The sequence below is a fragment of the Asticcacaulis taihuensis genome, assembly GCF_900100255.1.
Classification (GTDB): domain Bacteria; phylum Pseudomonadota; class Alphaproteobacteria; order Caulobacterales; family Caulobacteraceae; genus Asticcacaulis; species Asticcacaulis taihuensis.
Genome location: NZ_FMTS01000002.1, coordinates 115,393 through 137,155, shown reverse-complemented (window position 1 = coordinate 137,155; position 21,763 = coordinate 115,393). Strand labels below are relative to the sequence as shown.

General features: G+C 62.6%; 21 protein-coding genes. All 21 read left to right on the top strand.

What is annotated here, in order from left to right:
- The first annotated feature begins 18 nt into the window (after nt 1–18).
- The 21 genes from BLO49_RS07390 to BLO49_RS07295 all read left to right on the top strand — a co-directional run bounded on the left by BLO49_RS07390 (nt 19) and on the right by BLO49_RS07295 (nt 21,712).
- Nucleotides 19–2,856: a TonB-dependent receptor gene (locus BLO49_RS07390; RefSeq protein WP_245678931.1), complete on the top strand. Its 2,838-nt coding sequence runs from the start codon at nt 19–21 to the stop codon at nt 2,854–2,856.
- A gap of 181 nt (nt 2,857–3,037) precedes the next feature.
- The gene (locus BLO49_RS07385) at nt 3,038–4,945 is read left to right on the top strand and encodes a glycoside hydrolase family 3 protein (RefSeq protein WP_090646499.1); all 1,908 of its coding nucleotides are present in this window, start codon (nt 3,038–3,040) and stop codon (nt 4,943–4,945) included.
- A 241-nt stretch (nt 4,946–5,186) separates the two neighbouring features.
- A complete protein-coding gene (locus tag BLO49_RS07380) occupies nt 5,187–6,776 on the top strand; it encodes a tryptophan halogenase family protein (RefSeq protein WP_090646495.1) in 1,590 nt (529 codons plus the stop codon).
- A gap of 11 nt (nt 6,777–6,787) precedes the next feature.
- A complete protein-coding gene (locus BLO49_RS07375) occupies nt 6,788–8,197 on the top strand; it encodes a glycoside hydrolase family 30 protein (RefSeq protein WP_170828249.1) in 1,410 nt (469 codons plus the stop codon).
- A 216-nt stretch (nt 8,198–8,413) separates the two neighbouring features.
- Nucleotides 8,414–8,806 (top strand): hypothetical protein, encoded by a 393-nt coding sequence (locus BLO49_RS18590; protein WP_245678930.1) that lies wholly within the window; start codon nt 8,414–8,416, stop codon nt 8,804–8,806.
- Nucleotides 8,736–9,956 (top strand): DNA-packaging protein, encoded by a 1,221-nt coding sequence (locus BLO49_RS07370; RefSeq protein WP_245678929.1) that lies wholly within the window; start codon nt 8,736–8,738, stop codon nt 9,954–9,956. The genes BLO49_RS18590 and BLO49_RS07370 overlap by 71 nt, the downstream gene beginning before the upstream one ends.
- Before the next feature lie 75 nt (nt 9,957–10,031).
- Nucleotides 10,032–11,201, top strand: coding sequence for a phage portal protein (locus BLO49_RS07365; protein ID WP_090646489.1), 1,170 nt, complete (start codon nt 10,032–10,034; stop codon nt 11,199–11,201).
- Complete coding sequence (locus tag BLO49_RS07360; protein WP_090646487.1) at nt 11,198–11,428, top strand: hypothetical protein; 231 nt, start codon at nt 11,198–11,200, stop codon at nt 11,426–11,428. The genes BLO49_RS07365 and BLO49_RS07360 overlap by 4 nt, the downstream gene beginning before the upstream one ends.
- Nucleotides 11,425–11,853, top strand: coding sequence for an HK97 family phage prohead protease (locus BLO49_RS07355; protein WP_090646484.1), 429 nt, complete (start codon nt 11,425–11,427; stop codon nt 11,851–11,853). The genes BLO49_RS07360 and BLO49_RS07355 overlap by 4 nt, the downstream gene beginning before the upstream one ends.
- 288 nt (nt 11,854–12,141) lie before the next feature.
- Entirely contained in the window at nt 12,142–13,353 is a 1,212-nt protein-coding gene (locus BLO49_RS07350) for a phage major capsid protein (RefSeq protein ID WP_090646482.1), read from the top strand.
- Nucleotides 13,354–13,574: 221 nt separating this feature from the next.
- Nucleotides 13,575–13,844: a head-tail connector protein gene (locus tag BLO49_RS07345; protein WP_090646479.1), complete on the top strand. Its 270-nt coding sequence runs from the start codon at nt 13,575–13,577 to the stop codon at nt 13,842–13,844.
- Nucleotides 13,841–14,158, top strand: coding sequence for a phage head completion protein (locus BLO49_RS07340; RefSeq protein WP_090646476.1), 318 nt, complete (start codon nt 13,841–13,843; stop codon nt 14,156–14,158). Before BLO49_RS07345 ends, BLO49_RS07340 begins: the two co-directional genes overlap by 4 nt.
- A complete protein-coding gene (locus BLO49_RS07335; protein ID WP_090646474.1) occupies nt 14,155–14,556 on the top strand; it encodes a DUF3168 domain-containing protein in 402 nt (133 codons plus the stop codon). The genes BLO49_RS07340 and BLO49_RS07335 overlap by 4 nt, the downstream gene beginning before the upstream one ends.
- Nucleotides 14,557–14,694: 138 nt before the next feature.
- Entirely contained in the window at nt 14,695–15,099 is a 405-nt protein-coding gene (locus BLO49_RS07330) for a phage major tail protein, TP901-1 family (RefSeq protein ID WP_090646471.1), read from the top strand.
- Entirely contained in the window at nt 15,086–15,373 is a 288-nt protein-coding gene (locus tag BLO49_RS07325; protein ID WP_139159640.1) for a GTA-gp10 family protein, read from the top strand. Before BLO49_RS07330 ends, BLO49_RS07325 begins: the two co-directional genes overlap by 14 nt.
- Nucleotides 15,363–15,539: a phage tail assembly chaperone gene (locus BLO49_RS07320; RefSeq protein WP_090646463.1), complete on the top strand. Its 177-nt coding sequence runs from the start codon at nt 15,363–15,365 to the stop codon at nt 15,537–15,539. Before BLO49_RS07325 ends, BLO49_RS07320 begins: the two co-directional genes overlap by 11 nt.
- A complete protein-coding gene (locus BLO49_RS07315) occupies nt 15,532–16,053 on the top strand; it encodes a hypothetical protein (RefSeq protein ID WP_090646462.1) in 522 nt (173 codons plus the stop codon). Before BLO49_RS07320 ends, BLO49_RS07315 begins: the two co-directional genes overlap by 8 nt.
- Before the next feature lie 92 nt (nt 16,054–16,145).
- Nucleotides 16,146–16,757 (top strand): DUF2460 domain-containing protein, encoded by a 612-nt coding sequence (locus tag BLO49_RS07310; protein WP_090646461.1) that lies wholly within the window; start codon nt 16,146–16,148, stop codon nt 16,755–16,757.
- An 82-nt stretch (nt 16,758–16,839) separates the two neighbouring features.
- Nucleotides 16,840–17,517 (top strand): DUF2163 domain-containing protein, encoded by a 678-nt coding sequence (locus BLO49_RS07305; RefSeq protein ID WP_090646459.1) that lies wholly within the window; start codon nt 16,840–16,842, stop codon nt 17,515–17,517.
- Nucleotides 17,514–17,987 carry an NlpC/P60 family protein gene (locus BLO49_RS07300; RefSeq protein WP_090646457.1) on the top strand — a complete coding sequence of 158 codons (474 nt, stop codon included), beginning with the start codon at nt 17,514–17,516 and terminating at the stop codon, nt 17,985–17,987. Before BLO49_RS07305 ends, BLO49_RS07300 begins: the two co-directional genes overlap by 4 nt.
- Before the next feature lie 56 nt (nt 17,988–18,043).
- The gene (locus tag BLO49_RS07295) at nt 18,044–21,712 is read left to right on the top strand and encodes a baseplate multidomain protein megatron (RefSeq protein WP_245678957.1); all 3,669 of its coding nucleotides are present in this window, start codon (nt 18,044–18,046) and stop codon (nt 21,710–21,712) included.
- Nucleotides 21,713–21,763: the final 51 nt, after the last annotated feature.

The following is a 21,763-nucleotide window of genomic DNA, read 5'->3' as shown; positions in this document are numbered from 1 at the left end:
CCCGATCCGGGGAGGAACATGATGAAATCTGTCACGCGACGCAGGAATGCTGCGTCCATTAAAACGGTTCTGATGAGTACGGCGGCCTGCGCCATTGCGTTTGGCGGCCTGACAATGGTGGCCCACGCTCAGGATGAGGCCGCGACCGCGCCGGCCGAAGATACCCAGGTCGTGATCGTTACCGGCATCCGCAAGGGCCTGCAGGATTCGCTGACCATCAAGAAGAAGAACACCTCGATCGTGGAAGCCGTTTCGGCCGAAGATATCGGCAAGCTGCCGGATGCCTCGATCGCTGAATCCCTGGCGCGTCTGCCGGGCCTGGCGGCGCAGCGCGTCGGCGGCCGCTCGCAGACCATCTCCATTCGCGGTCTTTCCGGCGATTTCTCGACCACGCTGCTGAACGGCCGGATGCAGGTCTCTTCCGGCGACAACCGCGCCGCCGAATTCGACCAGTATCCGTCTGAAATGGTCTCCTCGGCCATCGTCTACAAGACGCCGGATGCCGGCCTGACCGGCCAGGGCCTTTCGGGCACGGTGGTGCTGAATACGGTGCGCCCGCTCGATTACAACAAGCGTGTCATTTCGGTGAACCTGCGTGGTTCGGTCAATACCAATGGCGAGATCGTGCCCGGCTACAGCGCCAACGGCAACCGCATTAGCCTAGCCTATATCGATCAGTTCATGGATGGCAAGCTGGGCGTCGCGCTCTCCTATGCGCACCTTGATGATCCGTCGGAATTGCAGCATTCCAAGAGCTGGTGGTGGGATAAGCAGGGCAATGACTCGGTCACCGGCCTGCCGCGCCTCGGCAATGCCGATGCGTTCGGCCTGCACGGCGTTGAAATCTGGTCGACCGCCCGCCGCCAGACGCGCGACGGCTACATGGCCGTGCTCGATTTCAAGCCGAACGACAATTTCCGCAGCGTGAACGATTTCTATTATTCGGTCTTCGACCAGAATGAAGTGACGCACGGTGCGCAGTGGTATCAGACGCAATGGACTGACGATATCCACTTCTCGAATGTGGTGGTCTCCGATCGTGGCGGTACGCCGGTGGTGCAGCAGGCGACGATCAGCGGTATCGCGCCGATCATCCGCAACGACAACAATTTGCGCCGCGACGAGATGTTCTCCTTCGGCTCGAACAACCGATTTAACATCGGTGCGTGGCGGTCGGTGATTGATTTCGGTTATTCGCGTTCGGTGCGCAAGGAAAGCATCGCCGAAACCTATGCCGGCTATGGCACCGACCCCACGCCGGTCAGCCGCACCTTCGATACGATCGATGAGAACATCGCCTTTGGCGATTTCCCGCAGCTTACGCCGGGTCTGAACTATGCCGATGCCGATAATGTCTATCTCGGCGACGTGGCGCCTTGGGGTGGCTGGGGCCATGACGGCGCCATCCGTCAGCCGAAAGTGGTCGATCAACTGGCGACGGCGCGTTTCAGCGGCGTGCATGATATGGACTGGGCCGGCTTCAAGAGCATCGAACTGGGCGTTGATTACTCGCACCGTACCAAGGAAAAGGGCGTGCAGGAATGGGATCTCTGCCTCAAGGGCTGGAACCAGACGACCAATGATTGCCACGGCACCCGCGTGGCCGTGGATGCCGCTGATTTGCAGGAGCCGACCAATCTCGATTTCGCCGGCTTCGGCAAGGTCTTGTCCTATGATTTGGGCAGCGTGCTCGACAAATACTATGACCGTCGCGCCATCCTCAACGAGGACAACCTCAACAAGTACTGGCAGGTCGATGAAGAACTGGTGACCCTGTTCGCCAAGATGAACATCGATACGACCATGGGCGGGCATGGTCTGCGCGGTAATCTGGGCCTGCAATATGTCGGCGCCAAACAGACCTCGGCCGGTAACGAGATCATCCAGCGCGGTTCGCCGGCGATCGGTCAGTGGGTTTCGACCAGCAAGGAATATGGCGACTTCCTGCCGAGCCTGAACCTGATCTACGATATGGATGATAATTCTGTGCTCCGCTTCGCCATGAGCCGCGCCATGGCGCGTCCACGCATGGAGGACATGCGCGCCAGCCGCAACGCTTCGGTCAGCCTCACGACCCAGACCTGGAGCGGCTCCGGCGGCAATCCTAACCTGAAGCCGTGGATCGCCGATGGTGTCGACCTGGCTTATGAGCGCTACTTCAACCGGACCAGCTATATCGGCGTGGCCGGGTTCCAGAAGGTCATGCGCAACTATATCCGCAACCTGACGGTTTCCGACTATGACTTCACCGGCTGGACCAATACCAGCGGTGTAACGCCGCTCAGCAATATCGGCAGTTTCACCCTGCCGATCAATGATGACGGCACGGCCAGCAATATCGGCGGCGGCAAGAACGTCTCCGGCATTGAATTCAGCGGCGCCCTGGATGGAGCCCTGGTCTGGGACAAGCTGAATGGCTTTGGCGTGATCGGCAGCTTCTCGCGCGGCTGGACCAATATCCGCTCAGGCGATGATATCGATCCGTCGAAATTGCCGGGCTTCTCCGGCGATGTCGGCAACCTGACCGGCTATTACGAACGGGGTGGTTTCTCGGCGCGCCTGAGCTATCGTTACCGCTCGGCCTTCCTGGGCGAGACCTATGCGCTCTACGCCAACCGTGCGGCGGCCCGCATCCTGGCCGATGATCAGGTCGATGCCCAGATCAGCTACCAGATGCAGGACGGCCCGCTCAAGGGCGTCACCTTCCTGTTGCAGGGCTATAACCTGACCGACTCCAACTACCAGACCCAGTTGAAGGTGACGGAGAACAAGACGGCGGATGGCTCGTCCTATCCGGAAATCTATGAGGAATATGGCAAGACGATCCTCTTCGGCGTCAGCTACAAGTTCCAGTAAGTCCCGAGCGTCTGCTGCCGTTCGTTGCGTGTGGCGGCAGGCGTTGGCTATCCGGGGAGGGCACCTCCCGGTCCTCCCCGGATGTCTTTTTAGTTTTGAGTAAGTAAGAAACCCCACCACCAAAGCGCAAGGCGCTTTGGTCCCCCTCCCCACCGGAGGTGGGGAGGTATAGGAAATTTCCATGTCCAAGTTGTCTTTCCGCCGAGCGCTGCTCGGATCGATCTCGCTGTGTCTGTTGTTTGCGCCGATGGCGCAGGGTGAAGAGCTGAAAGACTGGCCGCATATCGATTCGGCCATAAAGCCGGATGCGGCGATGGAAGCGAAGATCGCCAAAATCGTCAGCCAGATGACCCTGCGGCAGAAGATCGGCCAGATGACCCAGGCGGAGATCAAGGCCGTGACGCCGGAAGATATCCGCAAGCACTATATCGGCTCGGTGCTGAATGGCGGCGGCTCGTGGCCCTATATGATGAAGCACGCCACGCTAAAGGACTGGGTGAAGATGTCGGACGGCTTTTATGATGCCGCCATGACCACCGACATGAAGACGAAAATTCCGCTGCTGTGGGGCACCGATGCGGTGCATGGCCACGGCAATGTCATCGGGGCGACGCTGTTTCCGCACAATATCGGTCTGGGCGCGGCGCATGATCCGGAACTGATCGGCGAGATCGGTGCGGCGACGGCAAAAGCTGTGCGCGCCACTGGCATCAACTGGGTATTCGCGCCGACGCTTGCCGTGGTGGAAGACCAGCGCTGGGGGCGGACCTATGAGGGCTTTTCTTCCGATCCGCTGGAGGTGAAGGATTACGCCTCGGCCTATGTCACCGGGATGCAGGGGGACTTCTCGAAAGCTGGAAATGTGGTGGCGACGGCCAAGCACTATATCGGCGATGGCGGCACGCACAATGGCAAGGACCAGGGCCTCAATATGTCGTCGGAATCCGATCTGATGAACATTCACGGTCAGGGCTATTATGGTGCGCTGGGCGCCGGCGTGCAGACGGTGATGGCCTCCTATTCCTCGTGGACCGACGGCGCGACGGGCAAGGATTACGGCAAGATGCACGGCGACGCATATCTGCTGACCGACGTGCTGAAAGGCAAGATGGGCTTTGATGGTTTCGTCATCTCCGACTGGAACGCGGTCGGGCAATTGCCGGGGTGCCTGAACTATCATTGCCCGCAGGCGATCAATGCCGGTATCGACATGATGATGGTGCCGCTGGAGTGGGACAAATTCATCGACGCCACGGTGGCCGATGTCGAAAGCGGCGCCATTCCAATGTCGCGCATCGATGACGCGGTGACGCGGATTCTGCGGGTGAAAATGCGGGCGAAGATCTTCGGGGCGCGGCCGTCGAGCAATCCCTATGCCGGGAAGATGTCGGCCTTGCAGGCGCGTGACCTGGCGCGGCGGGCGGTCTCAGAGTCGCTGGTGCTTTTGAAGAATGAGGGCAATGCACTGCCGATGAAAAAGGGCGCGAAAATCCTGGTGGTCGGCAAGAGCGCCGATAGCCTGGGTAACCAGACCGGCGGCTGGAGCGTCACCTGGCAGGGCACGGACAATGCCAATGCGGATTTCCCCAATGCGGACAGCCTTTTGACGGCGATAAGGGCCGAGGCGGGGGATGTGACCTATAGCGCGGATGCGGCGGGCGTGGATGTCAGCCAGTATGATGCGGTGATTGCGGTGATTGGCGAGACGCCCTATGCCGAGACAGCGGGAGATATCAGCAACCTGACGCACACCACGCGGTATCCTGAGGATTTGAAGGTGTTGCAGACGGTTTCGGGCAAGGGGCGGCCGGTGGTCACGGTTCTTGAGTCTGGCCGGACGGTTTATGCGAATGACCTGATCAACCTGTCGGACGCCTTTGTAGCCGCGTGGCTGCCGGGGACGGAAGGCAAGGGCGTGACGGATGTGCTGTTCGGGGCGAAGGATTTCCGCGGCACATTGTCGTTTGACTGGCCGTCGGCGGGGTGTCCGGGGCAGGCGCCGCAGTTCGCTTTGGGCTATGGCTTGAGCTATGCTAAACCGGGTACGGTCGGGGCATTGCCCGTGTCGGCGCCGGTGGAATGTAAATGAGACATAATGATCTCCGTTCTTCTCATACCTCCCCATCTTTGATGGGGAGGGGGACCGCGCCGATTCATCGGCGTGGTGGTGGGGTATCTTGCTTAATTGACGGAAAGTCCGGCAGAGAAAAAGTAAGTAAGAAGCCCCACCACCACGCGCCATTTTTTGCGTGGCTTCTGAATTGCCGGCGCGCGGTCCCCCTCCCCGAACAAGTCGGGGAGGTACGAGTAAATGCCACGGGAGTACGATCATGACACCTCTGAAGAAAGTCGTGATTGTGGGCGGCGGGACGGCCGGCTGGATGGCGGCTGCCCTGCTGGCGAAGCTCGCCCGAAAGGGGCTGGAAATAGAGCTGGTGGAGTCCGAGGAGATCGGCACCATCGGTGTTGGCGAGGCGACGATTCCGGCGATCAAACGCTTCAATCATCTGCTGGAACTGGACGAGACCGACTTTATTAGGAGCACGCAGGCGACCTTCAAGCTGGGGATCGAATTCGTCAACTGGGGCCGCGAAGGCGACAGCTATATCCACGGCTTTGGCAAGATCGGCCAGGACCTGGGCTGGCTGCGGATGCACCAGTACTGGCTGAAAATGCGCGACACCGGGAAGGTGTCGGATCGCTTCGCCGATTATTCGATCAACACGGCGGCGGCCTATGCCAACCGTTTCATGCGGGCGCGCGCGGATATGAAGGCGTCGCCGCTCAACGATATCGCCTATGCCTATCATTTCGATGCCGGACTCTATGCGCTTTACCTGCGCAAATACTCGGAAAATCTGGGTGTGAAGCGGACAGAAGGCAAGATCGTCAAGGTCAATCAGCGGGCGACGGACGGGTTTATCGAAGGCGTGGTGCTGGAGAGTGGCGCGGTAGTCGAGGGCGAGCTTTTCATAGACTGCTCCGGGATGCGGGCGCTTTTGATCGAGGAGACGCTTGGCGCCGGATATGAGGACTGGAGCCATTGGCTGCCGTGCGATCGCGCCGTGGCGGTGCCTTGTTCTTATATGCGCTCAGACGCCGCGCGGGCTTCACCTCCCAACGGCTCGGGCGGCCAGTCGGCCTTGCCTCGGACCGGCGAGCCGGCCCTCGGAAAATCCGAACTGTTGACGCCCTATACACGTTCGATCGCGCATAAGTCGGGCTGGCAGTGGCGGATTCCCTTGCAGCATCGTATCGGCAACGGCCATGTCTTTTCATCACGCTATATCAGCGACGATGAGGCGACGGCGGTGCTGATGGGCAATCTCGATGGCGCGCCGCTGGCCGAGCCGCGCGTCATCCGCTTCCGCACGGGCAAGCGCCGCAAGGTGTGGGACAGGAATGTCGTGGCCGTGGGGCTGTCCTCCGGCTTTATGGAGCCGCTGGAATCGACCTCGATCCAGTTGATCCAGAGTGTGATTTTACGGCTGCTGGCCTTCTTCCCGGACAGCGGTTTCGCGCCGGCGCCGCGCGACAGTTTCAACCGGCTGGTCGATGAGGAATACCGCGAGATCCGCGATTTCCTGATCGCGCACTATAAGCTGACCGCGCGCGATGACAGCCCGATGTGGCGCTATTGCCGGGATATGGATATTCCCGACGCCCTGCGCGAGCGGCTGGATTTGTGGCGCGTGGCCGGACGGTTCTTCAAGACAGGCGAGGAGCTTTTTGTCGATGAGAGCTGGATACAGGTGCTGATCGGGCAGGGATTGATTCCGACCGGTTACGATCCGTTCGTTGACCTGCGGGCGGAAGGCGAAATCGTCAAATATCTCAACGATATCAGCGGCGTTATCGGCAAATGCGTGGCGGCCATGCCGAGCCATGAACAATATATAGAGGCGACGTGCAAAGCCTGACGGAGGAGACGATGCGAATTTTTCAGGTGGCGGTATTGGCCGCGCTGATGGGCTTAAGCGGCTGCGCGACTGGCGGATTGGCGGGTGGTCATTCGGCCGTCAAGGTATGGGAAACCGATGCCGACCAGTCAAAGCTGCTGGCGCCGCAAGGAGATGTCGCTTTCGGCCAGGCGTCGGGCCCGGTGATCACGGTCGACCCGGCGCAGAGCTATCAGAGTATGGTGGGCTTCGGCGCCGCCATGACGGATGCTTCGGCTTACCTGATCCGCAATAAAATGACGGAGGCGCAGCGCGATGCTTTGATGAGTGATCTGTTTGGGGCGGAGGGGCTGAATTTCAGCTTTATGCGCCTGACCATCGGCGCGTCGGACTTTTCGCGTGAGCATTACTCTTACGATGACATGCCGAAGGGCGAGAGCGATCCGCAGATGGCGCATTTCTCGATCAATGCGGCGAAGGTGGATGTCATTCCGGCGGTGAAACAGGCACTGGCGCTTAATCCGAAGCTGACGGTGATGGCTTCGCCGTGGTCGGCGCCGGGCTGGATGAAGACGACCGACAGCCTGATCCAAGGATCGTTGAAGCCGGAAGCCTATCCGTATTTTGCTGACTATCTGTCGCGCTATCTCAAGGACATGCGGGCGGAGGGCGTCGATATTACGCTTCTGACCCTGCAGAATGAGCCGGGGTTTGAGCCGGATTCCTATCCGGGGATGCGGGTGGAGCCGGAGTCGCGGGCGGCCTTTATCGGCGGGTTTCTGGGGCCGAAACTGAAGGCGGATGGCGACCGGACGAAGATACTGGATTACGATCATAACTGGGATCTGCCGTCCTCGCCGCTGACGGTTCTGGGCGATGCGAAGGCCAGTCCTTACGTCGCCGGCGTGGCCTGGCACTGCTATAATGGCGATGTGGCGGCGCAGGGGCCGGTGCATGAGGCGCACCCGGACAAGGACGCCTATTTCACCGAATGTTCGGGCGGGGAATGGGCGCCGAAATTCAGCGATACCTTCGACTGGACGGTGAAGAACCTGATCATTGGCTCGACGCGCAACTGGGCGAAGGGCGTGCTGATGTGGAACCTGGCGCTCGATGAGAATTTCGGACCGCACAAGGGCGGGTGTGGTGATTGCCGCGGTATCGTGACCATCAATTCCGGCACGGGCGTAGTGACGAAGAACATCGAATATTATGCCTTCGGCCATGCCTCGAAATTTGTAAAAGTGGGCGCGGTGCGGGTGGCCTCCAATGAGGCGGACGGGATTTCCAACGTGGCGTTTAAAAATCCGGATGGCTCGCTGGTGTTGATCGCATTGAATGGCAATGCGGCGGCGACGGCGTTTTCGGTGAAGGCGGGCGGGAAGGCGTTTGGCTATACCTTGCCGGCCGGGGCAGTGGCGACGTTTGTGTGGCGGCCGTAGGGCCCCTCCACCGCTTCGCGGTCCCCCTCCCCATCAAGATGGGGAGGAGCTTTGCCCCCTCCGTCAGCGACACCGGCGCTATGCGCCTCGCGCTGACACCTCCCCCGCTACGCAGGGGAGGAGATTATAAGCCGTTCCGTGAAAGCGGGACGGCTTTTTTGTGCAAAAAATCCCCGCTGGCCTGGGCCGCGGTAAATTGGATGCATGGAACGGCAAGTGGATGATTTGGCGCTGCGGAGGCAGGCATTGAAGCTGAGGCTGGCGGCGCAGGCGGAGAAACTGGTGGCGCATATTGAGGGCCTGGACGAGCCGAAAACGCCGCTGGAAGTCGAACGCATGGCCAGGGCTTTGAAGGCCGCGGATGCCGCCATTGAGCAGATTTTCAAGGGCGGAGATGAGACGTCCGGTGAACCTGAGGAAGAAGACATGAATGACGATACCAGTGACCATGCCTGGCGGGTCGAACTTGAGCGCAAACTTATTGACCTCGCTCACAGACGACGAAATTCGCGCGTGGGTGTGGCATCCGGACAGCCCGGTGAACGACGGGAAGACCTGGGGGTTCTGGGCGAACGACCATCAGAAGGCGCCGACGGGGGACTGGCATAGCTGGCTGTTTCTCGGTGGACGCGGCGCCGGCAAGACGCGAGCCGGGGCCGAATGGCTGGCGGCGTTGGCGGGGCGCGGGGTGCGGTGCGCCCTGATCGGGGCCAGTCTGCATGATGTCCGCGAAGTGATGATCGAGGGGCCTTCGGGGCTGAAGAGCATCGCTTCCAGAGGCAACCGGCCGAGCTATGAGGTGTCGCGGAAACGGCTGCGCTGGCCCGATGGCGGAGTGGCCTATGCCTATTCGGCGGAAGACCCGGAGAGTTTGCGGGGGCCGCAGTTTCATTATGCCTGGGCGGATGAGTTCTGCGCCTGGCGGCATCCGGCCAAGACCCTGGCCATGTTGCGGATGGGGTTGAGGCTGGGCGATGCGCCACGGCTGTGCCTGACCACGACGCCGAAGCCAATCAGGGCCTTGCGCAATCTGATGGCCGAGCCGGGTGTGGCGATCACGCGCGCGGCGACGAAGGACAATGCCGAGAACCTGGCGCCGGCCTTTCTTGAGGGGCTGCACGGGCTTTATGGCGGGACGCGGCTGGCGGCGCAGGAACTGGACGGGCTGGTCGTCGATGACGACAACCGCGCCCTGTGGCGGGCCGATGATCTGGCGCGCTGTTATGGGGCCCGTCCGGAGCGGTTCGATCTGGTGGTGGTGGCGGTCGATCCCTCCGCCACAGCCGGCGGCGATGCCTGCGGGATCGTAGTGGCCGGAAGGCTTGGCGAGCGCGGATATGTGCTCGAAGACGCCACGATCAGCGGGTTTTCGCCGCTCGGCTGGGCGCAAAAGGTGGCGTCGGTTTTGGCCGAACATGGCGCGCAACGGGTGATCGCCGAAGCCAATCAGGGCGGTGAGATGGTGCGGTCGCTCCTGGCCATGTCGGGCTGCGATGTACCGATCGAACTGGTCCATGCGCGGTCTGGCAAGCGGACGCGGGCCGAACCGGTGGCAGCTCTATATGAGCAGGGACGGGTGAGCCATTGCCCTGCGAACGGTGGCCGGTTTGCGGCATTGGATGAGGAACTGATGGCGTTGGGAAGTGGCGAGCTGGGGAAGAGTCCGGCCAAAAGCCCGGATCGGGCGGATGCCCTCGTGTGGGCATTGTCGGCTCTGTTGGTGAACGGGCGGGCGGAGCCGAGATTGCGGCGGGTTTAGAGAAGAAGCCCCCTCCGTCGCGACTGCGCGCGCCACCTCCCCCGCTTCGCAGGGGAGGAGAAGAAAGGATTTTTGATGTTTGAGAAACTGAGCGGCCTTTTCAGGCGTGAGCAAAAGCAATCGGCGGCGGGGTCGGTGATTGCCATGAACATGGTGGGCAAACCGGTCTGGACCCCGCGCAATTATCAGGCCCTGGCGAGTGAAGGCTTTGCCAAGAACGCCATCGCCTATCGCTGCGTGCGGATGATCGCGGAAGCCTGTGCGTCGGTGCCGCTGCGGGTGGAATTTGAAGGGCGGCGCGCGCCGGATCATCCGCTGCAAAGACTGATCGACCGGCCCAATCCGGAGCAGGGCGGGGCCGACCTGCGCGAGGCGGTCTATGGCGGTTTGCAGACGGCGGGTAACGCCTATGTCGAGGCGGCGTTTCTCGATGCGGATGTGCCGGCGGAACTGTGGAGCCTGCGGCCAGACCGGATGAAGGTGGTGGCGGGCGCCGGCGGCTGGCCGGACGCCTATGAATACAGCACCGGCAATGGCAAGGCCCTGATCGGTCGGGACGGCGAGGGCTGGCTTAAGGTGCTGCACCTGAAACTCTGGCATCCGCTCGACGACTGGTACGGGCTTTCGCCTCTCGAAGCGGCGGCGTTTTCGATCGATGTGCATAATGCGTCGGGCGCGTGGAACAAGGCGCTGCTCGATAATGCGGCGCGGCCTTCGGGGGCGCTGGTCTATGGTTCGAAGGCATCGGAACGGCTGACCGAGGATCAATTTGCGCGGCTGAAGGATCAACTGGCCGACACCTATTCCGGTCAGGATAATGCCGGGCGGCCGCTGCTATTGGAAGGCGGGCTGGACTGGAAGCCGATGTCGTTGACGCCGGCCGACATGGATTTCATCCAGGGCAAGAACGCCGCGGCGCGCGAGATCGCCTTGGCCTTTGGTGTGCCGGCGCAATTGCTGGGCATTCCGGGCGACAATTCCTACGCCAATTACAAGGAGGCCAATGCCGCCTTCTGGCGCAATGCGGTGCTGCCGCTGGCCGAGAAGACGACGCGGAGTTTGAGCGCCTGGCTGGAGGTCAGGTTTCCGGGCACGCGGATCGTCAATGATGTTGAGGCGCTGCCGGCGCTCTCGGCCGAGCGTGACGCGCTGTGGGCCAGGCTGGAGGCGGCGAGCTTCCTGACCGATGCGGAACGGCGGCATCTGGCGGGGCTTTCTGAGATTCCGGGGGAGGTGGCGGCATGAACTTCTGGCAGGCGGTGCCGGTCGCGGCGGTTATTACGATTGTTATACAGACGGCATTTGTCCTGCTCTGGGTGGGCAGAGCCGGGGCCAGGCTCGACATGATGGAACAAAGGCTTGAACAGCAGGCCGGCGTCAATGAACGGCTGGCGCGGCTGGAAGAACAGGCGTTCGCACAGCGTGCCACGCTCGACCGGATCGAAACCAAGCTTGATAGGGAATATTCATGACCCTCTATATCGAAGGCTATGCCTCGCGCTTTGGCCTACGCGACCTGAATGACGATGTGGTGGTTGCCGGGGCATTTCGTGACACGCTTATGAGTACGGGGCCGAAGGGCGTGCGGATGCTGTACCAGCACCAGGTCAAGTCGCCGGTGGGGGTATGGGACGAACTGCGTGAAGACGCCATCGGCTTATTTGTGCGCGGGCGGATACTGGATCTGAACGTCGAGGCGCGGATGGTCGGTTCGTTGGTGAAGGCCGGTGTGGTGGATGGTTTGAGCATCGGTTTCCGCGCGGTGAAGAGCCGCAAGGATTCAGGCAGTTTGCGCGTGCTGACGAGTGTGGAGCTGTGGGAGATTTCCATCGTCACCTTCCCCATGCTGCCGAGCGCGCGGATCACGTCGATGCATGAGGAAAGTGTGGCGGCTTGATTTCTCCTCCCCTGCGGAGCGGGGGAGGTGGCAGCGCGAAGCCCAGAGGGCTGGTGTCGCTGACGGAGGGGGCATCGAGGGTGACAAGTGGCCCCCTCCGTCTCGACGCACTCCGCTTGCTCGACACCTCCCCTGTACGCTTCGCTACAGGGGAGGAGAATTAGAAGAAACCCCACCACCATCCGGCTTCGCCAAGAGGCTACGCCGGACGGTCCCCCTCCCCAAGCGAGTTGGGGAGGTACAAGAAAGCTGTGCCTCGGCGCGGCGATTTTCAACTGGAGAAAATGGATGAAAGAAGTGAAACAGGCCGCGGCCTCGCCGGAGGTGCGTGCGGCCCTGCATGAGGTGCTGGCCAATTTCGAAGCCTTCAAGGCGGCCAATGACGAGCGCCTCAGCGCCATCGAAACCAAGCGTGGCGATGGCCTGCTGGAAGACAAGCTGGAGCGCATCGAAAGCGCCCTGCAATCGGCTGAAGGGCGTTTGCAGCGTCTGATGAGCCAGAAGTCGCGCCCGGTGATCGAGGAGGGGCGTCTGGTCCAGCCGGACGAGGCCAAGGCCGCCTGGAACGGGTATCTGCGCTCAGGCCGTATGGGCATTGAACTCAAGGCCGGTATTTCGTCGGCCAGCGGTTTGGGCGTTTTGGCGCCAACCGAAACGGAAACCTTTATCGATCGCCGCCTGGCCCAGGTGTCGCCTTTCCGTTCGCTGGCCAGTGTGCGCCAGGTCGGTGCGGCCACCTTCAGGAAGCCGGTGACGACCGCCTCGGTCACCTCCGGCTGGGTGGCGGAAACCGCCGCGCGCCCGGAAACCAATCCGGCGACGCTCGACCTGATCACCTTCGCGGCCGGCGATCTCTATGCCTCGCCTTCGGCGACGCAAGACCTGCTGGATGACGCCTATATCAATCTCGACGAATGGCTGGCTTCCGAGATCGAGGACAGCTTCGCCGCCCAGGAAACCACGGCCTTTGTCAGCGGTGACGGTTCGGCTAAGCCCAAGGGTTTCCTGAACTACACCACGGCGGCCAATGCCTCGGCCACCTGGGGGCAGATCGGCTATGTCGCCACGGGTGCGGCCAGCGATTTCGCCACCACCAACCCGACCGACGCGCTGATCGACCTGATCTATGCCCCGAAGGCGCAGTATCGCCCCGGCGCCAGCTTCGTGATGAACCGCCGCACGGCCGCGAAGATCCGCAAATTCAAGGACGCCGAAGGCAACTATATCTGGCAGCCGGCGATGACCGCGGGCAGCCTGCCGCTGTTGCTCGGCTACCCGGTGCAGGAGATCGAGGACATGCCGGATGTGGCGGCCAATGCCTTTTCGGTGGCCTTCGGTGACTTCGCCAAGGGCTATCTGATCGTCGATCGCGCCGGCATCTCGGTGCTGCGCGACCCGTATTCGGCCAAGCCCTATGTGCTGTTCTACACCACCAAGCGCGTCGGCGGCGGGGTGCAGAATTTTGACGCGATTAAGCTTTTGAAGGTTGCAGCTTCCTAGTGCCCCCTCCGTCGCGGACTCACGCCGCGACACCTCCCCCGCGAGCAGGGGAGGATCAGTAAGGAAGAACCCCCACCACCATCCGGCTTCGCTGAAGAAGCTTCGCCGGACGGTCCCCCTCCCCGGCAGAGCCGGGGAGGTACAGGGAAGGGGGAAATAATCCCCGGTGTTTCGGGCCGGTTTAGGCTTTGAGCCTGATCAAATTACCTAAGGAAAATCAAATGGCTGATCCAGTCTCGCTTGACGAGGCCAAGCTCTTTTTGCGCGTGTCGCATGATGCCGAGGACACGCTGATCACGACCCTGATCGCGGCGGCGAAAACGCGGCTGGAGGGCGAGGCCGGCGTAGGGCTCGATGACGCGTCCCCGGTGCCCTTACGGCTCTGCCTGCTCTATCTGGTGGCGCAGGCTTACCAGAACCGGGGCGAGACGGTGATGGACACCGACGCGCTGGAAGCCTGGCTTTCGCCATATCGTGAGGTGAGGCTGTGAAGATTGCCGACTTACAGACGCCGGCGCGGCTCTATGCCGTGACCGAGGTGGAAAGCGCCTATGGCGGCCGATCGTTTTCGCTGGTGCCGGGCGCGACAATCTGGGGCGATTTCCGGCCCGATACGCCGGCTGCGGAAAGCACGGCGGAGGGCGATGCCTCCGTGGTGCAGGGGGCGGATTTTCTCTGTCGCTCGATGGCGGGCCTGGCGCGCGGCGGACGGCTCAGTCTCAAGGGGTTCGACTGGCGGATCGTCAGTCTGGACGAGAGCGCGGACGGTTCTGTACGCGCGCGGCTGGAAAGGGTTCACGCATGAGCGCGCTTCTGAATGTGCAGGCGGGGTTGCTGGCCTATCTGCGCGCGCAGGCGTCATTGGCCGTCTGGCTGGGGAGCCCTGCGCGGGTTTATGACCAACCGCCGACGGGGGTTTTGTACCCTTATGTCAGCTTCGGGCGGGTGTCGGCGCAATCGATCGGCGGGGTGGATGCCGAGGTGACCGAACAGGCACTGAACCTGATGTGTGTGTCGCGGTTCGACGGATCGGAAGAGGTCAAGGCGATGGCCGCGGAACTGCGGGTTTTGCTCGATGGTGCATCGCTGGAAGTGGCCGGGCTGGTCAGTCTGCGGGTGACATATGTCGATGTGTTTCGCTCGGCCGACCAGCGGACGACCTATGCGCTGGTCAGGGTGAGAGCGGTGACTGAGGCAGACTAGGCTGGCCCCCTCCGGCGCGACTGCGCGCGCCACCTCCCCCGCTGTGCAGGGGAGGAGAAGAAACCCCACCACCACGCCGCAAGGGCGGCGCGGTCCCCCTCCCCGACGAGTCGGGGAGGTATAAGAAAGGAGGCCGTAATGGCTGTGCAAAAGGGCAGGGACATGCTGCTCAAGATTTCTGATGGTGCGACCTTTGTGACCGTGGCGGGACTGCGGGCGCGGACGGTGTCGCTCAACGCGAAGACGGTGGATGTCACCGATTCCGGCTCCGGCGGCTGGCGTGAACTGCTGGCCGGGGCGGGGGTGCGGTCGCTGTCGGTGTCAGGCTCCGGCGTTTTTCGGGATGCGGCCTCGGATGCGCTGATGCGCGAGGCGTTTTTCGCGCAAAGCCAGGTGGATTGGCAGGTGATCGTGCCGGATTTCGCTCAGTTCGAGGGGCCGTTCCTGATCGCGACGCTGGAATATGCCGGCCAGCATGATGGCGAGGCCAGTTTCGCCCTGACGCTGGCGTCGGCGGGGGAGGTCAGCTTTGCCTCCCTCTAGGCCTTTGGGTAATGCCGCGCGTGGTGAAGTACTGGTCTCGCTGGGTGGGGCTGAGGTGCGCTTATGCGTGACGCTCGGCGCGCTGGCGGCGCTGGAAGGGCACTTCGGGGTGTCCGGATTCGAAGCCCTGGGCGAGCGTTTGAAGGCCGTGGGGGCGACGGATCTGATGGTGGTTATGCGCGTATTAGCGATGGATGAGCTGCCGGAGGGGATCGGGTTTGCCGAGGCCATCGCCGCGGTGGTCAAGGCATTCGAGGCGATGAATGGCGACTGATTGGGCGGCCTTGTTTCGGCATGGTGTGCTGGGTTTGCGGCTGACACCGGAAGCCTTCTGGCACTTAAGCTGGCGCGAATGGCGGATGCTGAGCGCAGCGCCGGAAATGGCGGTTTTGAGCCGGCAGGCTCTGGAGGATTTAATGCGGGAGTTTCCGGATGAGTGATCCGTTTGGCGGTCAGGTCGATGAGGCGGGTGCCAGTCTGAAGGCGCTGGAAGCCTCGGCGGCAGAGACGGCTGATGCCATCGACCAGGCGTTTTCAAAGGCGGGCGAAAGCCTGTCGCGGTCATTGGCGCGGGCGGCTTCGGACGGCAAGATCAGCCTGAAGGAACTGGCCTCGGCGGTGCTGGCAGCGGTCAATTCGGCGGCGGGGGTGTCGTCGTCTTCTGGCGGACTGGCGAGCGTATTATCACAGGTGTTTTCGGCGGCGAGTTCGTCGTTTTCCGGTGCGCGCGCGGACGGTGGGTTTGTCGGGGCGGGCGGCAGTTACGTCGTCGGTGAGCGTGGGCCAGAGGTCTTCCGGCCGGCGGTTTCGGGCACGGTCGACAGCGGTGGTTCGTCACCCAATGTCAATGTGACGGTCATGGTTTCGGGTGGGGCGCAAGGTTTGGTGCGATCTGAGGCGCAGGTAGCGACGGCCTTGCAGCGCGCGGCGCGGATGGGGGTGAGGCAGGTTTAAGGGAAGCAAGAACCCCCACCACCAACGCGCAAGGGCGCGTCGGTCCCCCTCCCCACCAAAGGTGGGGAGGTATAAGAAAAAAAAGGATTGTGATGACCAGTTTTCATGAGGTGCGGTTTCCGGTGCGGCTGGCCTTCGGGTCGGGTTCGGGGATCGAGCGCAAGACCGAGATCGTGTCGCTGGCTTCGGGCTATGAGCGGCGGAGCAGTCCGTGGGCGCTGGGGCGCCGGCGCTATCTGATCGGGGCGGGTGTCAGGTCGCTGGTCGATGCGGCGGAATTGCTCGGCTTCTTCGAGGCGCGGGAAGGGCGGCTCTATGGTTTCCGCTTCAAGGATTTCGCTGATTTCAAGAGCTGCGCGCTGAATGTCGGTCCGGCGGCGACGGATCAGGTGATCGGCACGGGGGACGGCGTGACGACGGCGTTTCAACTGGTGAAGGTCTACGGCGGCGTCACGCGCGATATTACCAAGCCGGTGAGCGGCACGGTGAAGGTGGCTGTGGATGGTGTCGAGGTCGGGTTTGAGGTCGATGAGACTGCGGGCATCGTGACTCTGGCCAGCGCGCCGGCGGCTGGCCAGGCGGTCACGGCCGGGTTTGAATTCGATACGCCGGTGCGGTTTGATTCCGAGCGGATTGATCTGACCCTGGAAGGTATCGATGCCGGGCGGCTAACAGCGGTGTCGCTGATCGAGATACGGGTTTAGGGCAGAGGCCCCCTCCGGCGGGACTTCGCCCGCCACCTCCCCCGCTTCGCCAAGAGGCTCGCAAGGGAGGAGAAAGGTAAGTATGCGGATAATTTCTGAGACTATGGCCTCTGCGCTGGCGCAGGGCGCGGCGAAGCTTTGTCATGTCTGGCTGATTGAGCGCCGCGATGGCTTGACGCTCGGCTTTACCGATCATGATCGGGCGCTGGTCTTTCTCGGTGTCGTTTGTCAGGCGCAATCGGGTTTGACGGCTGGGGCGACGAATGCGGATATCGGCGAGACCGGCAGCGCGGCGATATCTGGCGCGATTTCCAGCGAGGCGATCAGTGCTGAGGATATCGCGGCGGGGCTTTATGATTCGGCGGCGGTGCGGATCTATACGGTCGATTGGCGCGATCCGTCCGACTATGTGCTGACCGGCGCGGGGACGCTGGCGCGGTTGGAATGCCGGGGCGGGGTGGTGGAAGGCGGATCATTTATCGCCCATATCGAAGGACCGGCGGCGCAGCTCGATCGGGTGATTGGCCGGCGGTTCGGTTTTCTGTGCGATGCCGCCCTGGGCGATGCGCGCTGCGGACTGACGGGCACCTTGGCGGCAGCCAGTTGCGACAAGCGCTACAGCACCTGCCTGAATATATTCGATAACGTGCTGAATTTTCGCGGCTTCCCTGACCTGCCGGGCGAGGATTTCCTGACGATCTATCCGCGCGGCGGCGATGTGATGGATGGCGGTTCGCGGCAGCAGAGCGCCGGCAGATGATCGTCACTGAGGCGCGGTCCTGGATCGGCACGCCCTATCAGCATCAGGCCAGTCTGAAAGGCGTGGGGTGCGACTGCATCGGCCTGGTGCGAGGCGTGTGGCGGGCGGTTTATGGCGCGGAGCCTTGCGCGCTGCCGGCCTATAGTCCGGACTGGGCGGAGGTGGGCGGGGACGACCGGTTGATTGCCGGATTGAGCGCACATTTCGGGACGGTGGATGAGGCGCGGCCGGGGGATGTGTTGGTGTTTCGGATGAAGCCCGGCGCGGTGGCCAAGCATGTGGCGATTATGAGCGCCGGTGAGGGCGTGGGTGATCCGGCGGCGAAGATCATTCATGCCTATTGGGGGCGTGCGGTGGTCGAGAGTTGGCTGGGGCCGTTTTGGCGGAAATGTGTGGTGGGGGCGTTCCGGTATCCGCCGTCTCATTTGCCCCCTCCGTCAGCGACACCGGCGCTTTGCGCCTCGCGCTGACACCTCCCCCGCTTCGCAGGGGAGGAGCATAAGGAAAGGATTTTGATTTGGCGCAGGTGGTTTTGAGTGCGGTGGGGCAGGCCCTGGGCGGGCCGGTGGGGGGATGGATCGGGGCGCAGATCGGTTCGGCGATCGACCGGACGGCGATCAATTCCCTGGCGCCGGCGCGGCAGGTCGGGGCGCGGCTGACAGGTCTGCAACTGACCGGGAGCGCGCAGGGTGATCCGGTCAAACAGGTCTATGGCCGAGCGCGGGTAGCGGGCACCATCATATGGGCGGCGCGGCTGAAAGAGAACCGTTCGACCACCCGCGCCAGCAAGACGTCTGGCAAGACGGAGAGTTTCAGCTATTCGCTGTCGTTTGCGGTCGGGCTTTGCGCAGGGCCGATCGATGGCATCGGCCGTATCTGGGCGGACGGGCAATTGCTCGATCAGTCGGTGATCGCGTATCGGCTCTATCGCGGCGAGGAAACGCAAACACCGGATGCGTTGATCGAGGCGGTGGAAGGTACGGCGCCGGCCTATCGCGGCCTGGCCTATCTGGTATTCGAGGATCTCGATATCACCCAGTTCGGCAATCGCCCGCCCAATCTTTCGGTCGAGGTTTTCCGGCGTCCGAAGGGCGAATACGCCGATCTGGAAACCCTGATCGAGGGCGTGTGCCTGATCCCCGGTGCGGGGGAATTTATCTATGCGACAGAACCCAACGCCGTTTTGAGCGGCATGACGCGCGCCAGTTACGAAACCCAGCATACGGGTGACGGGCGCACGGATTTCATCGTGTCGCTCGATCAGTTGCAGGCGCAATTGCCCAATGTGACAACCGTCAATCTGGTGGTGAGCTGGTTTGGCACCGGCCTAGATGCGGCCACCTGCACCATCCGGCCGGGTGTCGAGGTATCAGACAAGATAACGACGCCGCTGGTATGGTCAGTCGATGGCGTGGCGCGTGAGGATGCCTATGTGGTGTCGCAGATCGAGGGCCGCCCGGCCTATGGCGGCACGCCTTCGGATGCGGTGGTGATCGATGCCATCCGTGAACTGAAGGCGCGCGGCTATAGCGTAAATTTGATCCCGTTTATCCTGATGGATTGCGCTGGTTATCCGTGGCGCGGGCGGATCACCTCGGCTGCGGATATGACGGCAGGAGCAGCCACGGTGGTCGGCGCCTTTATGGACGGCGCGTGGGGCTTCCGGCGTTTTGTGAAACATTGCGCCAGTCTGGGGGCTGCGGCAGGCGGGGTGGACGGCATTGTGCTCGGCTCCGAACTGCGCGGGCTGACAACCTTACGAAGCGCCACAAACACCTATCCGATGGTCAGCGCCTTGCGTGTCCTGGCGGCGGAGGTGCGCGCCATTCTGCCGGAGACGCAGATCGGCTACGGTGCCGACTGGTCGGAATATTGCGGCCATCAGCCGGCCGATGGTACGGGGCATGTCAGCTTCCATCTCGATCCGCTGTGGGCCGATACCAATATAGATTTTGTCGGCATCGACTGGTATGCGCCCCTGACCGACTGGCGCGATGGCGGCGATCATCTCGATCGCGCCCTGGCGACCTCGATCTATGATGACGCCTATCTGCGAGGCCGGATCACCGCTGGCGAGGGCTTCGACTGGTATTATGCGAGCGAGGCCGATCGGGTGGCTCAGATGCGTTCGACGATCAGCGATGGCGCCTATGGCGAACCGTGGATCTACCGACCGAAGGACATCGTTTCGTGGTGGTCGAATGCCCATTATGACCGGCCGAATGGCGTCAGGTCGGCATCGGCAACCGCGTGGGTGCCGCAATCCAAGCCGATCCGTTTTATTGAGATCGGCTGCGGCGCCATCGACAAGGGGCCGAACGCGCCAAACCTGTTTCTCGATCCGAAAAGCTCGGAAAGCGCCGTGCCGCCGTTCTCAAGCGGCGCGCGTGATGATCGGGCGCAGCGGGCGTATCTTGGCGCCTATATGCAGCATTATGCGGCGCATAATCCGGTCAGCACGGTCTATGGCGGGCCGATGCTGGAAGGTATGGCGGTGTGGTGTTGGGACGCAAGGCCCTATCCGTATTTTCCGCAACGCGATGATGTGTGGGGCGATACGGCCAACTGGCGTACCGGTCACTGGCTGAATGGGCGAGTGGGCGTGGGGGAGGCGCGAAATCTGATCGCAGATATCGCCGCCCAGGCAGGGGTGACGGCACTTGATCTCGACGAGGTGACGGGTGCGATCGACGGCTATGTCATCGAACAGCCGATGACGGCGGCTGATGCCCTGTCGCCGGTGCTGAGTTATCTGGGACTGAGCGTGGCAGAACGCGGGGAGGGCCTGAAGCTGATCGGCTCGGCGCATGGGGTAGGTACCGCGCTGCTGGCCGGCGACCTAGCCTATAATGACCAGAATCCGGTGATGGCGCGCCGTGATCTGGTGGTGCCGCCGGCCAGCCTGACCCTGCGCTGTTACGATGTTGATCGTGATTACCAGTTATTGGCGGTAACGGTGCGCGGCGATGAGGCGGGGGCGTCGCAAGCCTCGGTCGACTTACCGCTGGTCTTGAGTGCGGCGCAGGCCATGGATTATGCGGGATATAGCCTGCGGGCAGTACAGAGTGTCAATCAGAGCCTGACGCTCGATGTCGATCCGTTGCGCCTGCTGGAACTGGAAACCGGCGATGGCGTGGCTTTTGGTAGTGCGAACTATCGCCTGAGCCATGTCGACCAGGGCGAGACCCCAACCGTCACGCTTGAACCAGCGCCGGAGACGCGCCGCTCTGTCAGTGCCGATCCGTCGGCGGCGGGATCGGTCAGCGCGGTGGTGGCGGGGTCGATCATGACCGGCTTCCGGCTGCTGGAACTGCCATGCTTCGGCACGGATGAGGCGAATGCGCGGCCAGTGCTGGTACCCTCCGCCGATCCGTGGGCGGGGGCGGATGTCTATGCCGGGACGAGTGCGGCTTCATTGCGGTTGCGCGGACGGGTGGTTGAGGCGGCATCGGTCGGTCGGGTGCTGGCGGCCTTGCCGGTGCAGCGGGCGCATTACCTGCATGAGGGGGCGGTGCTGGATATCTATCTTGAAGGGACGGCGCCCGTGAGCCGCAGCCTGGAAGAGGTGCTGGCCGGGGAGAACTGTCTGTGCGTTCAGGCGGATAATGGCGAATGGGAGATCGTCCAGTATCTGACTGCGACGGTTTTGGGCGTCGATCAGTATCGCCTGAGCGGGCTGATCCGTGGGCAGTGGGGCACCGAGCAGGCCCTGCTGGCCGGAATGGGCGCGGGGGCGGAGGTGGTGCGCCTGCCGCCGGGCTTTGTGCGGGCGGAGATGGCGCTGGAGGAACTTGGCCTGTCGCGGCTGTGGCGGACGGGCCGGACGGGTTCTGGCGGTGCAGCGATGGGCGCCCTGGATGTGACCGTGACCTGGACGGGTTTGGCCCTGCGGCCGCGCGCGCCGGTCTTCGGCCGGATGTCGACGGACACAGTAAGCTGGCTGCGGTCACCGCGCTATGGCGGCGATAGCTGGGAAGCCGAGCCGCCCCTGTGCGAGGACTATGAGCTTTATCGTGTGCAGGTGTGGGATGGCGATGACCTGGTGCGCGAGGTTGAGGTGAGCACGCCGGAATGGCTGTATGCCGAGCGGGCGGCGGATTTTCCATCCGGTTTCGGGGCGGATGCGCGGGTCGAGATTGCGCAGAAATCGCAGGTCTGGGGGTACGGGTCGTTATTGAGTATGGGGTTGGTGTAGGCGTGCCGGTATTCATTGCCTGAAATGCTGTGACGGCGTATTGTTGACGTC